The sequence below is a fragment of the Niallia sp. genome, from assembly GCF_031978665.1.
Taxonomy (GTDB): Bacteria; Bacillota; Bacilli; order Bacillales; family Cytobacillaceae; genus Niallia.
In genome coordinates, this window is the sequence record NZ_DALZDK010000009.1 from 1,692 (window position 1) to 14,845 (window position 13,154).

The following is a 13,154-nucleotide window of genomic DNA, read 5'->3' on the forward strand; positions in this document are numbered from 1 at the left end:
AGATAATTCACTACATAATTTTTCATATTTATTTAATAACAAATCTAATTTTGTACTTAAGTCAACAACTTTTGGGTGTGAAAAAGAAGTGGTGTTTGCCAAATAGATCATCATTTCACGATGTTTTTCAATGTCATTTAATAGTTTTCTATCACTCATTTGTTTCACCCTCTATATGTTTTTTGATTTTTCTCCATTATTATAAAGCCTCAGTAAAACTCAACTATTGCTTGTCTTGATTTTAGCATATTATTACTTTTTTTATAACCAATTCTAAAAATTTTAAACATTATGTGGGATTATTTGTTAAAATAAGAATGAGTATCCTAAAAAAGATAGTTGTGCATAATAGGGAAAATTTTCACTTCATGTGAAAATAATATTTTTGGGCTGTTTTCTAAAAGATTGTTGTTTTCTCCATAAAAATTATTAAAAAGAATATTGAGCAACTTGAATACACTAGACTCATGTGAGGATTAGCAAAATAGAAGAAACCTTTAGGAGGATGAATCTCAATGCTTGCCTAACAGTAGGCAAGTGTATTAGGGATGTGTTTTAAAGCACAAGCTTTACGAAAAAGCCTATTTTTTATACATAATAAAAATATTTTAAAAAAATGAAACCTTTCCTGCTGTCGATTCGTAAATCGATTAGCCGCACTAGAGCGGAGGTAAATAGATGGAAGCAATCGTAAAAAAAAGGATCCAACAAGTATTAAAAGGGGACAAAAATGCATTTGGTGACATAATTGAGCTATATAAAGATAAAGTGTTTCAAATTTGTTATCGGATGTTAGGGAATAGGCATGAAGCAGAGGATATAGCACAAGAAGCTTTTATTCGTGCATATGTTAATATCCATCGATATAATATGGAATATAAGTTTTCGACGTGGCTATATCGAATTGCAACAAACCTATGTATTGACCGTATTAGAAAAAGAAAGCCGGATTATTATCTTGATGCGGAAGTTCCAGGTACAGACGGCCTAAATATGTATTCACAGATTCCGTCAGATGGCAGATTGCCGGAGGAAGATGTGGAAGGTATGGAGCTACAAGCAATGATACAACAGGAAATCTCAAAGCTTCCTGAAAAGTATCGAGCAGTCATTGTTTTAAAATATATCGAAGAGCTTTCTTTAAATGAGATAAGTGAAATTCTGGAGCTTCCTTTAGGAACAGTTAAGACACGCATCCACAGGGGAAGAGAAGCCTTGAGAAAACAATTACGGTATGTCTGATAAAGAAGGTGAAATTAATATGACTTGTTCAACAAAGATTATATCCTATATGCATCAATATCTTGATGAAGAAATAGAAGAAGAGCATTTAAAAGAATTAAAGGAGCATTTAGATCAGTGTGAGGATTGTGCAAAGCATTTTCATGAACTTAAGAAAACTATCGCACTGGTCCAAAGTACGTCTCATATTCAAGCGCCAATGAACTTTACGGAGAGTATACTGGCCAGATTGCCAGAAGAGCCAAAGCAAGTAAGGGTGAAACGATGGCTACGGCACCATCCTATGCTTGCTGCTGCATCTCTATTTCTGATTTTAATGATATCAAGCTTAATGTCGGCCTGGAATGAAGATCACCAATTTTCTGTTTCAAAGCAACCAAATATAATAGTAGAAAATAATACAGCTATTGTACCCGAAGGAGAAACAATAAAAGGTGATATTATCGTCCGAAATGGCGATATTAAAATAGAGGGACAAGTTGAAGGAAATGTAACAGTCATTAATGGTAAGAAGTATATGGCTTCTGCCAGCCAAGTGACTGGAGAAATAAAAGAAGTGGACGAAGTATTTGAATGGCTATGGTACCATATAAAGAATACCGCAACCGATTTTATGGGGTTATTTAGCAAAGATAACAACAAAGAAAAAAATGGCCTCCCTGCAATTTAATGATTGCAGGGTTCTTTTTCATTTTAGATGAGTCTAGGACTAATTCCATGCTAACGAGCAGAAGCTAAACTGAATGCCGGTTTCCTATAATTAAGTCCATTTATCTTTTAGGTGAAAATAGGTCTAATTACATTGTAGACACATATACTAATCATATGGACAATCTAACAGTTTCGATACACTGTGTGCTTTTCTTTGTATTAATATGAATTGTGTTATAATATGATAATTGTAGGTTTTTTCAACCCACTATGTTATCTATATAGGGGTAAAATTGAGTTCATTTCTATGTAGTAGCAGTAACTTTTGAAATATATATACTTTGGAGGAAGGAAAATGTCGTTTGCAGATTTCCCTTTTTTAAAATATTTAGCGAATACAGTAGACATTATCCTTGTTTGGTATGTCATTTATAAAATTATCACGATTATCCGCGGGACAAAAGCTGTCCAATTGTTGAATGGGATATTTGTTATTCTAATCATAAAAATGTTAAGTGACTATTTCCAATTACAAACATTAGGCTGGATGATGCAGCAGGTAATCCAATGGGGTGCATTAGCGCTTATTATCATTTTTCAGGGAGAATTAAGAAGAGCTCTAGAGCAGCTAGGTCGTGGGAAATTTTTCTCAAGGTCTGTTGTTCAGGAACATGAATTACAACAGCAATTAGTGGAATCCATTGTAAAAGCTGTAGATTATATGGCTAAACGACGAATTGGAGCATTAATCACCATTGAAAGAGAAACAGGAATGAGTGATTACATAGAGACAGGTATTGCGCTTGACTCAAAGATATCCTCAGAGCTATTAATCAATATCTTTATTCCGAATACTCCACTGCATGATGGAGCTGTAATTATACAAAAAACAAATATTGCCGCAGCTGCGTGTTACCTTCCTCTATCGGAAAGTCCTTTTATATCAAAAGAGCTTGGAACTAGACATAGAGCTGCACTGGGCATTAGTGAAGTAACGGATAGTTTGACCGTTGTTGTTTCAGAGGAAACGGGTGCTATCTCGATAACCAAAAACGGTGATTTGCATAGAGAATTGAAACTAGATGCTTTTAGAGAAATGTTATCTAGTGCTTTGATAACACCTTCTACCAAACAAACCACTTCAAGTAAGTGGAGCTGGAAGGGGAAGAAAAATGAATAAACTGTTTAATATTGTGATAGGTAAAAATTGGTTTACAAAAGTATTATCGTTGGCTTTTGCCCTTTTACTTTTTTCCTATGCATATGATCCCAACGAAAGTACAACAGACGTTAACGTTCCTGGTGATTCAGAAACAGCCATTTTAGAGGATATTCCAGTAACAGCTTATTACGATACGGAAAATGTTGTCGTAACAGGTATACCCAAAACAGTAACTGTAACATTAAGGGGACCAACTGTTCATATACAACAAGCAAAACTGAAAAAAGACTTTGAAGTATATGTTAATTTAGCAAATGCAGAACTAGGCAGTAAAACTGTGCCACTGTTAATAAAGGATTTATCCGATAAAATTAAAGCTACAATTGATCCTGAGACAATAAAGGTTTCGGTAAAAGAAAAGGTAACAAAAGAATTTACAGTGGAAGCGGAATACAGTAGTAATTCAATTGAGAAGGGGTATGCAGCTGGAACACCGAAAGTTGAGCCTAAAACCGTTAAGGTAACAGGTGCAAAAGAAGAAATTGAAAAAGTCGCCTATGTTAAAGCAAATGTAAATCTTGATGAAAATACAAATGAGGAAGTTAGTCAGCAGGCAAAGGTTTCTGTGTTGGATAGCAGTTTAAATAAATTAAATGTGCAAGTGGAACCAGAAACAGTAGAAGTGAATATTCCTGTTAAAAGAACGAGTAAAACAGTACCAATAAATATTGTGGAGCAAGGTACGCCACCAGCAAATATAACGATTGATTCGATTACTTTAGATAAAAAGGAAGCAACCGTTAGCGGACCAGAAGATGTGTTGAAAGAAGTGGAGAGCACAAGGGTTGAGGTTGATTTAAGTACAATTGAAAAAGATGAAGAATTAACGTTACCAGTTATCATATCCAATGGTGTAACGGCTGTTGATCCAGAACTTGTTACGGTAAAAGTAAAAGTAACCGTAGAGAAAGAAGAACAGGAACAGCAAGAGGAAGAGGATGAACAGGAACAAGAGGATCAGAATTCAGAGGAAGCTACAGCAACGGAAAATATAGAAACTAAAACGTTAAGCAGTGTACCAATTGGTATTCAAGGATTGAATAGTAGTTTGGAAGCAACCATTGATAATCCAAGTAGTAGTAGTACAAGTCTTCAAATTTCTGGAGAGCAAAACAGGATAAGGGAATTAAGTGCCTCAGACTTTAAACTCTATATAGACTTAACAGGAATGGATGATGGGGAGCACGAAGTTGCGATTAAAGTAGATGGACCTGAAGATATAGAGTGGGAACTTGCTATTGATACAGCAAGTGTGTCTATTACGAATAAAGAAGCTTAACATAAAACGTGATCTATACTAGTTAGAAGGAGCGATATAGAAATGGGTAAATATTTCGGTACGGACGGAGTACGAGGTGTCGCAAATAGTGAACTGACACCAGAAATAGCGTTTAAGCTAGGAAGATATGGTGGTTTCGTCCTAACAAAAGACCACGATAGACCAAAGGTATTAATCGGACGAGATACTCGTATTTCCGGACATATGCTGGAAGGAGCGCTTGTAGCAGGATTACTTTCCATTGGCGCAGAAGTAATGCGTTTAGGTGTTATTTCAACACCAGGTGTTTCCTATTTGACCAAGGCTTTAGGAGCACAGGCGGGAGTAATGATTTCTGCATCGCATAACCCGGTCGCAGATAATGGAATTAAATTTTTTGGACCAGATGGATTTAAGCTATCGGATGAGCAAGAGTTAGAAATAGAAGCACTAATCGATAAAGAAGAAGATACTTTACCTAGACCAACTGGTGCTGACCTTGGTCAGGTAGATGATTATTTCGAAGGTGGCCAGAAGTATCTGCAATTCCTAAAACAAACAGTTGATGAAGAATTTGCAGGAATTCATATAGCGCTAGATTGTGCACATGGTGCAACTTCTTCCTTAGCAATGCATTTATTTGCAGATTTAGATGCAGATATTTCTACAATGGGTGCTTCGCCAAATGGCTTAAATATTAATGATGGGGTAGGTTCAACTCATCCAGAAGCACTTGCCAAATTTGTTTTGGATAAAGAAGCAGATGTCGGATTAGCATTTGATGGCGATGGTGATCGTCTGATTGCTATTGATGAAAATGGTGATATAGTAGATGGCGATCAAATTATGTATATTTGTGCAAAATATTTAAAAGAGACAGGAAGACTAAAGAACAATACAGTAGTATCTACTGTAATGAGTAATTTAGGTTTCTATAAAGCGCTAGAACAGCACCAGATTACTAGCATTCCAACTGCTGTCGGAGATCGTTATGTTGTAGAAGAAATGCGTAATAACGGCTACAACCTTGGCGGTGAACAGTCAGGTCATATTATTTTCCTTGACTTCAACACAACAGGAGACGGCCTTTTAACTGGATTGCAATTGGTTAACATCATGAAAGTAACAAAGAAAAAATTATCAGAGCTTGCAGGAGAAATGAAAAAATTCCCGCAAAAATTGGTGAATATTAAAGTGACAGATAAATTCCATGTAACAGATAATGAGAAAGTGAAAGAAGTTATTGCAAAAGTGGAACAAGACATGAATGGCAACGGAAGAATTTTAGTTCGTCCTTCTGGAACAGAGCCACTTGTGCGTGTAATGGCTGAGGCTCCAACAGAGGAATTGTGTGAAGCCTATGTGAATGTTATTTCAGAAGTAGTAAAAGAGGAAATGGGTTTACCAGAAGAATAAGCTTATTAATAAAAGGAGCTTATACTAATATCTATGCAATTAGGAACGAATTTAGCACGATAGAATACATTATAAGGGTGAAGGACATTTCAGAAGGAATGTTTTCACCCTATTTTTTTTCTGCTTTCGTGTCGAGAATGTATCCTACCTCACTTAGAGAAATACAAAATTTACAGTTTTGTCATAGGATTGTATTTGACGGAAAGATTCTAGGTAGGGTATGATTATATTGCTTTTTGAAAAAGCAAACCTGTTAAAAGGAGGATAGGAGTGAAATAGGTATTGAAGCGCCTGGACTAGTGATGGACGACACGAAACTAGTTGACGAGGAGGAGGTTTATCGATTTTTCGGCGGATGCCTCCCGGTTGTATTAGCCAATCGTAAGTACTACTTTAAAACATTAAGGCAACTTAATGCACAAAGAGTAGGGCATGCTAATAACAAGAGCAATTCTTTTAAGTAGTATCATTTACATTGTTTCGTTTTTATAAGGGAATAAGACATGATTGAGAACTTTACAATGAAAAATAATACCACTAATAAAAAAATAATCAGAGGTAAGGGAGCAAGTTTGTTCCCTTAAATAGTGACTTCTTGCTCCCTTAGAACGGAGGAAAAGAAGTATGTGCGGAATTGTTGGTTATATTGGAAACCAGGATGCGAAAGAGATTTTATTAAAAGGTTTAGAAAAACTAGAATATAGAGGCTATGACTCAGCTGGTATTGCTTTAAGCAATGGAGAAGGAGTTCAAGTTTTTAAAGAAAAAGGACGAATTGCGGACCTTCGAAATATTGTGGACGAAGATGTATTTGCACCTGCAGGAATTGGTCATACACGCTGGGCAACACATGGTGTACCAAGCAGATTAAATGCTCACCCACATAAAAGTGCTTCAGAACGTTTCACTATTGTTCATAATGGAGTAATTGAAAACTACGACTTATTAAAAAGGGAATACCTTGCTGATGTTACTTTAAAAAGTGATACAGACACAGAAGTAGTTATTCAACTTATTGAACATTTTGTAGAAGCGGGAAGCGATGTAAAGGCAGCTTTTGTTCAAACATTAAAATTATTAAAAGGATCTTATGCTTTTGCTTTATTAGATGAGCAAAACAAAGACATGATATATGTAGCAAAAAATAAAAGCCCATTATTGATTGGCTTAGGTGAAAACTTCAACGTCATTGCTAGTGACGCCATGGCTATGCTTCAAGTAACAGATCAATATGTGGAGTTAGTTGATAAAGAAATTGTTATCGTGACGAAAGATGGGGTAACAATTGAGACTTTAGAGGGAGAAATTATTTCCCGGGAAGCATATACAGCTGAACTAGATGCTAGTGATATTGAAAAAGGCACATATCCTCATTATATGCTAAAAGAAATTGACGAACAGCCATTAGCTATTCGTAAAATCATTCAAGAATATCAAGATAAGGATGGAAAGCTAACGATTGATCCAGCGATCATCGATGCGGTGAATGCTGCAGATCGTCTATACATTGTTGCTGCTGGAACATCTTATCATGCAGGTCTTCTTGGAAAACAATTTATTGAGAAATTAGCAAAAATTCCAGTTGAGGTCCATGTAGCTAGTGAATTTGGCTATAATATGCCATTGCTTTCGGAAAAACCTTTGTTCATATTCATTACGCAAAGTGGGGAAACAGCAGACAGCCGTGCAGTACTTGTACAAGTGAAGGAAATGGGTTATCCAACTCTAACAATCACAAATGTACCAGGCTCCACACTGTCTCGTGAAGCTGACCACACCTTATTATTATATGCTGGTCCTGAAATTGCTGTAGCTTCCACAAAAGCATATACTTCGCAAATGGCTGTATTATCTATCCTTGCAGAAGTAATGGCGAAAAGCAAAGGCTTTGAAGTAGATCTTGATCTTATTCATGAATTAGGCATCATTGCTAATGCAATGGAAGTCATTTTTGAAGATAAGGAAGAACTAGAGGCGATTGCCAAGGAATATCTTGAAACATCAAGAAATGCTTTCTTTATCGGCCGTGGAATTGACTACTATGTTGGTTTAGAAGGTGCTTTAAAATTAAAAGAAATCTCTTACATCCAAGCAGAAGGTTTCGCAGGTGGAGAATTAAAGCACGGAACGATTGCTTTAATTGAAGATGGAACACCTATTATCGCATTAGCAACACAAGAAAGTGTTAACTTAAGCATACGCGGTAACGTAAAAGAGGTAGTCGCTCGCGGAGCAAATCCGTGCATCATTTCCATGAAAGGCTTAGAGATGGATGGCGACCGCTACATCGTACCAGCTGTGCACGACCTGTTAACACCCCTTATCTCTGTAGTACCATTACAATTAATAGCTTACTATGCAGCACTTCATAGAGGCTGTGACGTAGATAAACCACGTAACTTGGCTAAGAGTGTTACGGTGGAGTGATTTAGGTTGTAAAATAAATAAGTTTTTGTCTTCAAATAAAAGTTCCCTTTCTTAGATAAAATTAAGGGTTCTTAGATAAAAATTACATTCTAATTCCGAAGGTTTTCCGGCACTTTTCCCGGCAGACCTTCGGTTTTTTTTTCAAAAACGAAAAAAATCTTATCGCAGATAAATATCAGTTCACTCTCGTAATCAATGACAGTAATGTTATAGCAAAAAGAAGTTTTACCCAAGGCAAATAAACTGTAGCCTTGGTCAAATAAGTTGTTCCCTAAAACGAGTGAAAATCGGAGTATCTCCTCCAGTTTTCCTCGTTTTTTTGTGTCCAAAGGCAGAGGGAGAGCCAGAAAAAAGCATAAGAAAGGCAAGAATAAATGTCAGAGGAAATGCATGACAATGCCCGATAAATCAACGATTTCACAAAAGAAGGCGAGAAGAAAAGAGTGAAAAAAGGCAGGAGAAAAAGCAGGAAAAAACCTTGACCCTGAACTCATTTTATTCCTGTTCCTACGGAACAACTTATTTTCCTAAAAAATCATGATTCTGACAAAAAATAGGAGAGAAAAGGAGCGAGTTAGGGAAGAACTTATTTTCCTACAGAAATTGGGGAAATGGGAGAAAGGCAGGAATGACAAGGGTTTGGGAGAAGGGGGGAGTTACCGTTTATTTTTGACAACTACATAGAAGGCAGGGCTATTTTAATGTGAAAATCTAAGGTGAGTTTGAACTAAGTTGGGAAAGAGGGTAAAGGGAGGGAACAACAAAAGATTGGAATTTTGATGACATTCAATAGTTCTGTGCTATGCTAATTATATAAAGTCTTAACTTGGAGAGGTCTTATGGGGGAGCAAATTATTTATGACATGACTACACTTCAAGATACAATTGGCTCAATGAGCAAATTATTGGGTGTGGATGAACGACAAATTACGAAATACTGTGTAAGTCATAAAGATGATTATGATGTAGAGGGCTTTTTTAGTTTGTTAGGATTAAGTGAATATTCTCTGTTGGATTTTGAAATTTATATAACTTCATTGCATGTAACTACGGATAAGGATAATTGTTCATCAGTAAAGAAGTATGGACTTTTAAATTTGCAACAGGCTCTCATAAAAGATACGCCTTTAAGGGCTTATCTGGAGGGCTTTGGTGTTTTCATAGAAATTGATAAGAAGCAAATTAAATATCACGATAAGGTATTTGATATTAGCAAAGAATATAATGGCATAAATAAACCAGTTGATTGGATTATCTATAAATTGTACAGGGATTTCCAATTGAATTCATTTTTTTATTCCGACAACGTATTAAAATATGGTGGAGGTATAAGAAGAAGACCAGAATTCCTATACAATCTTGCAGATTTTTTAGGAGAACCGAATATCGAATATGACTGGATTAAGGGTACAAATTGTTATGTTATAAAGTACAAAACAGCAATATCACAATTGGCTGATTGGACCTTTGATATTGATAAGGATAAAATTGATTATTTGGATGAAACTGAAATTAATATACACAAGATAAAATGGTTTTTAAATCAATCATTAAGAAGAATTAATAACGAAATTTTTTACAACAGTATAGACGATTGTTATTCTTATTTAAAAAATGATGTCTTTGTACCAGTATCCGATATTCTAAGAGTTTATTCTGAAAACGAGTATTTGGAAGAATATCGAATCAGAGAATGAATTAGAGACCATCATATGAATTTGGCACTTTGCTCTGCTATGGTAGGAGTTTGTTGTATCAACATACCGAACCAAGCAATACTCTTACACGTTCAGTTTCATTATTGAAAAAGTGGGTGAAGAAATGAAAGCCGATGAAAAATTGATTATGGAAATTGAGGAGTTCGATGATGCCTTCCCAGACGGAGTTTTTGCAATTCCAAGAAATCCTAAAGACCCAAAAGTAAAAGTTAGGGCGTTATGGGATTATTGTAAAGAAAAAGGTGTTGACCCAGAGGATTTAAGTGAAGAAGAAATGGAACAATTTCTTGAATACTAAACTGATATTTTAAAAGGGAACAGGGAGTATTAGATTTCTCCCTGTTGTAGTTGTAAAGAAGTTATTGTATCCTTCAATTAACCTCTTGGTGGGTAAGGGTCATTTCCGTAACTATTTCTTTCTCTAATTTGTCCTGTTCTGTTATGAATGAACAGTTCAGATTGCTGGTTTTTTGCAATATCTCTTGCAAATGAAATTGCTTCACGTTGAGTATCAAATACTTTTGTTGCTCTTGAATTTCCTGCACCTTTTACTTGAAATCCACCACCAGAATGTGGGGTAACATGCTGATTTTTACCTATTTAAACATCACCTCATTATTTGATATGGTGAGGGAGGCGAACATAAGTCCTCTTTTATGAAAATGAATTTTGTTGTAATATAAACGTGGATGTATAAATCAATGGCTCTTATTTGTTCTGCCAAACAAATAAGGGCTTTTTTATTTTAGCTTTGTCTTTAACTCTCGTTCGAGCTTCTGCACTTCTCTTTTTACTTGCTTATCTACTTCTCTATTTAAATCTCTAATGGCTCTATTAACTTGAGATGTATTGATTCGTACTCGTACCATATAGTCACCTCCTAATACGTGTAATCTAATGCTTATTTTTTGCCTCCTCACAATATTGAATTATAGCACTATATTCCAATTGAATCAATATATAGTATATATACAATGACGAGTGGTACTATATATTGTGTTTAATTCGGTTTTTTTCTAATTTGTCAAATGCGAAAATATTAGAATATGAAAGAATACTCATGAATATTGAAGAAAGTGATAGGTTTTCAATAATTTCTACTCAATTTCCTCATTTGCCATAATAGATTCCTCCATTTTGGCATAGCTCTAATTATGTAATGCAACCCTAATCTATCATTTTTCATATCCTATTATCATCTTATTGTCTGCGTTTCAAATCTCTTGTTTTACCCTGCCTTATCCCTCTATAAGCCACTTTTATCAGTTATATATTTCTTCTTACTGCTTATAATACAGTAGCTTTAATAAAGCAGGTTTCAAAATTTGAAGCTATTAAAACAGGAAGTTCTAATCTACCAATTCGGATTAGACAAATGAAACAGGAGGAGTTCCATATGGGAAAGGACAGAGTTATGTCTCGAAACTTTGCAGAGAAACTCAAATTCTATAGGCTTGAAAGGTCATATTCTTTGAAGGATGTTCAACGCATTACTGGGATTGATGCTGGATATATCAATAAATTGGAGAACGGAATAAGACGTGCTCCTTCATATCCAATCCTTCAAAAGTTGGCATTTGCTCTAAAAGTCGATATTACAGACCTTATCGACATTGATTTACCAGAAAACGAACCGTTGCGTAGTGTTCAAGAGGTCTTAGTATTTACCGAGTATCTGATAAAGGGGAAGTTACCTACAACTATTGTTAGGGAAAATTTATTAGCTGTTATCCAGACAATGCTGGATTGTGAATGGGAAGAACATACCAAACATACAGATAGTGTCAACGTATTAAATAAAGTTGATATTTTTTTAAGGTCACTGAAAAAATAGTACATCAAAAAGGTTGGAAAAGGAGAACTGTAATTTTTTTATGGTTCTCTTTTTCTATTTAAATGTAATAGGAGAATGGCTATGTCAAAAAACGGTAGCATAAAGGAAGCTATTTTTACAGTATTCTTGAAATTAAATTTGAGTATTATGGAAAAAGAGTTGAGTCTTCATTTTTCCGAAGTCGTATTGGAACAAAGTTTCGATGTTACGGAAGAAAATGATAGCCAGAATAAAAGGGTTTTAATGTTGGATATGTATGGCATGGAGCAAAACTCTAATGTCGAGGTTATCGTTGAAAATGTGTTAACTAAATCGAATAATGACCATCAAAGGCGACTGCTGAAAATTATTGAAAGATTAGAAAAAGGGATAATCATCTACCAGGCATTAGGATTCAGACCAAAGGATGTACAGCAGTTGAAAAATGCAGTAAAAGGAAAAGACATTAATCTATACTTTGTGCAAATTAACGAGGACATGATTCCGTTAATTAACAACCTCAATACAGAAACGCATAAGTTAAGGATTTACGAGAACTTAAATGTTCTAAATACCGTTGTAAAACCTATTTCACTGCTAAAGGATATAAGTGTTATAAAGCCAATACAAGGCAATGTGGCACTAATGAGGGAAGAGGTAGAGAGAGATTTCTCTAACCCCCATGTTGAGGCAAATAATTACTTGTTAGACCAATTACAAACTAATATACCCTATTTCTTTCCATTCCAAAGGAGAAAGAATCTCGCAAACAGATACATTTCTTTTGGATTCGGAAAAAGCGGTGTTTCCTTACTTCTATCGGTGGAGGATATGCGACACAGAGCATTCGTAAAATTAACATTTAGAGAGCTTAGTCCACCAATCTATTACAAAATAAAGGAGAGAGAGGATAAGGCAAGAGAATTAATTGGCGAAGAGCTTCAATTTTTGGATGATAAACATACGATAGAGTTCCGATTCAAACCATATCAGGATGTTAGAGATACAGTAGATACGTTAGTAGATGTCGCTGAAAAATTTATTTTAACGTTCTCAAATCAGGTTTTATACGGAGCGGATAGATTTGGTATGCAAGAAGAAGGGTTGGAATATAGATTGAGTTAAACAGGAACAAGGCATTGGGTTATCCAGTGCCTTTTTTAATAGGTCGTTTTGTTTAAAGAAAAAAGCGACCATCATTTTCGATGGTCTTGTTGTCCTAATGCTACCAGTATAAGCTATGTAGACATCAGATGACCAGTTCATTAAGTTTCAGAAATTTCAACTTGATGTTAAATTTCAATGTACATGGTCGATATCCTTTCAGTGTTATACAAACACGTTGACTGTTATATATGATTTAAAGTTATAATAACAACAATAAATTATTTATTATAACACTTGTCA

14 protein-coding genes are annotated in these 13,154 nt (G+C 35.2%); 11 read left to right on the forward strand and 3 right to left on the reverse strand.

Going from position 1 to position 13,154, the window contains the following annotated elements; all coding sequences use genetic code 11:
• The coding region (locus RTL21_RS06545) for an aspartyl-phosphate phosphatase Spo0E family protein (RefSeq protein WP_312094726.1) at nucleotides 1-159 on the reverse strand (159 nt) is incomplete at its 3' end.
• Nucleotides 160-678: 519 nt separating this feature from the next.
• On the opposite strand from RTL21_RS06545, the gene sigW reads away from it, so the two are divergent.
• The 9 genes from sigW (at nucleotide 679) to RTL21_RS06590 (ending at nucleotide 10,232) form a co-directional block, all read left to right on the forward strand.
• Complete coding sequence (gene sigW, locus RTL21_RS06550; RefSeq protein WP_312094554.1) at nucleotides 679-1,242, forward strand: RNA polymerase sigma factor SigW; 564 nt, start codon at nucleotides 679-681, stop codon at nucleotides 1,240-1,242.
• On the forward strand, nucleotides 1,235-1,912 hold the full coding sequence (locus RTL21_RS06555; RefSeq protein ID WP_312094556.1) for a zf-HC2 domain-containing protein: 678 nt from the start codon (nucleotides 1,235-1,237) through the stop codon (nucleotides 1,910-1,912). The genes sigW and RTL21_RS06555 overlap by 8 nt, the downstream gene beginning before the upstream one ends.
• A 336-nt stretch (nucleotides 1,913-2,248) precedes the next feature.
• Nucleotides 2,249-3,073: a diadenylate cyclase CdaA gene (gene cdaA / locus RTL21_RS06560; protein WP_312094557.1), complete on the forward strand. Its 825-nt coding sequence runs from the start codon at nucleotides 2,249-2,251 to the stop codon at nucleotides 3,071-3,073.
• Nucleotides 3,066-4,394, forward strand: coding sequence for a CdaR family protein (locus tag RTL21_RS06565; protein WP_312094558.1), 1,329 nt, complete (start codon nucleotides 3,066-3,068; stop codon nucleotides 4,392-4,394). Before cdaA ends, RTL21_RS06565 begins: the two co-directional genes overlap by 8 nt.
• 42 nt (nucleotides 4,395-4,436) lie before the next feature.
• On the forward strand, nucleotides 4,437-5,789 hold the full coding sequence (gene glmM, locus RTL21_RS06570; RefSeq protein ID WP_312094559.1) for a phosphoglucosamine mutase: 1,353 nt from the start codon (nucleotides 4,437-4,439) through the stop codon (nucleotides 5,787-5,789).
• 302 nt (nucleotides 5,790-6,091) lie between these two features.
• On the forward strand, nucleotides 6,092-6,253 hold the full coding sequence (locus RTL21_RS06575) for a hypothetical protein (RefSeq protein WP_312094561.1): 162 nt from the start codon (nucleotides 6,092-6,094) through the stop codon (nucleotides 6,251-6,253).
• A gap of 160 nt (nucleotides 6,254-6,413) precedes the next feature.
• A complete protein-coding gene (gene glmS / locus RTL21_RS06580) occupies nucleotides 6,414-8,216 on the forward strand; it encodes a glutamine--fructose-6-phosphate transaminase (isomerizing) (RefSeq protein WP_312094563.1) in 1,803 nt (600 codons plus the stop codon).
• Nucleotides 8,217-9,055: 839 nt separating this feature from the next.
• The gene (locus RTL21_RS06585) at nucleotides 9,056-9,913 is read left to right on the forward strand and encodes a hypothetical protein (RefSeq protein ID WP_036178169.1); all 858 of its coding nucleotides are present in this window, start codon (nucleotides 9,056-9,058) and stop codon (nucleotides 9,911-9,913) included.
• 124 nt (nucleotides 9,914-10,037) lie between these two features.
• A complete protein-coding gene (locus RTL21_RS06590; RefSeq protein ID WP_235802067.1) occupies nucleotides 10,038-10,232 on the forward strand; it encodes a hypothetical protein in 195 nt (64 codons plus the stop codon).
• Between the two features lie 77 nt (nucleotides 10,233-10,309).
• Here the strand turns inward: RTL21_RS06590 and RTL21_RS06595 are convergent, their stop codons facing one another.
• Nucleotides 10,310-10,534: a DUF2188 domain-containing protein gene (locus RTL21_RS06595; protein WP_062686429.1), complete on the reverse strand. Its 225-nt coding sequence runs from the start codon at nucleotides 10,532-10,534 to the stop codon at nucleotides 10,310-10,312.
• A 140-nt stretch (nucleotides 10,535-10,674) separates the two neighbouring features.
• Nucleotides 10,675-10,803, reverse strand: coding sequence for a hypothetical protein (locus RTL21_RS06600; protein ID WP_268871094.1), 129 nt, complete (start codon nucleotides 10,801-10,803; stop codon nucleotides 10,675-10,677).
• Between the two features lie 527 nt (nucleotides 10,804-11,330).
• On the opposite strand from RTL21_RS06600, the gene RTL21_RS06605 reads away from it, so the two are divergent.
• Nucleotides 11,331-11,768 (forward strand): helix-turn-helix domain-containing protein, encoded by a 438-nt coding sequence (locus RTL21_RS06605; RefSeq protein ID WP_036178173.1) that lies wholly within the window; start codon nucleotides 11,331-11,333, stop codon nucleotides 11,766-11,768.
• Between the two features lie 81 nt (nucleotides 11,769-11,849).
• Nucleotides 11,850-12,872, forward strand: a complete 1,023-nt coding sequence (locus RTL21_RS06610; RefSeq protein WP_036178175.1) for a hypothetical protein — start codon at nucleotides 11,850-11,852, stop codon at nucleotides 12,870-12,872.
• Nucleotides 12,873-13,154 lie beyond the last annotated feature (282 nt).

Coding starts and splice junctions, on each gene's coding strand:
- sigW (WP_312094554.1), top strand. CDS start 679: ATGGAAGCAATCGTAAAAAAAAGGATCCAACAAGTATTAAAAGGGGAC.
- RTL21_RS06555 (WP_312094556.1), top strand. CDS start 1,235: ATGTCTGATAAAGAAGGTGAAATTAATATGACTTGTTCAACAAAGATT.
- cdaA (WP_312094557.1), top strand. CDS start 2,249: ATGTCGTTTGCAGATTTCCCTTTTTTAAAATATTTAGCGAATACAGTA.
- RTL21_RS06565 (WP_312094558.1), top strand. CDS start 3,066: ATGAATAAACTGTTTAATATTGTGATAGGTAAAAATTGGTTTACAAAA.
- glmM (WP_312094559.1), top strand. CDS start 4,437: ATGGGTAAATATTTCGGTACGGACGGAGTACGAGGTGTCGCAAATAGT.
- RTL21_RS06575 (WP_312094561.1), top strand. CDS start 6,092: ATGGACGACACGAAACTAGTTGACGAGGAGGAGGTTTATCGATTTTTC.
- glmS (WP_312094563.1), top strand. CDS start 6,414: ATGTGCGGAATTGTTGGTTATATTGGAAACCAGGATGCGAAAGAGATT.
- RTL21_RS06585 (WP_036178169.1), top strand. CDS start 9,056: ATGGGGGAGCAAATTATTTATGACATGACTACACTTCAAGATACAATT.
- RTL21_RS06590 (WP_235802067.1), top strand. CDS start 10,038: ATGAAAGCCGATGAAAAATTGATTATGGAAATTGAGGAGTTCGATGAT.
- RTL21_RS06600 (WP_268871094.1), bottom strand. CDS start 10,803: ATGGTACGAGTACGAATCAATACATCTCAAGTTAATAGAGCCATTAGA.
- RTL21_RS06605 (WP_036178173.1), top strand. CDS start 11,331: ATGGGAAAGGACAGAGTTATGTCTCGAAACTTTGCAGAGAAACTCAAA.
- RTL21_RS06610 (WP_036178175.1), top strand. CDS start 11,850: ATGTCAAAAAACGGTAGCATAAAGGAAGCTATTTTTACAGTATTCTTG.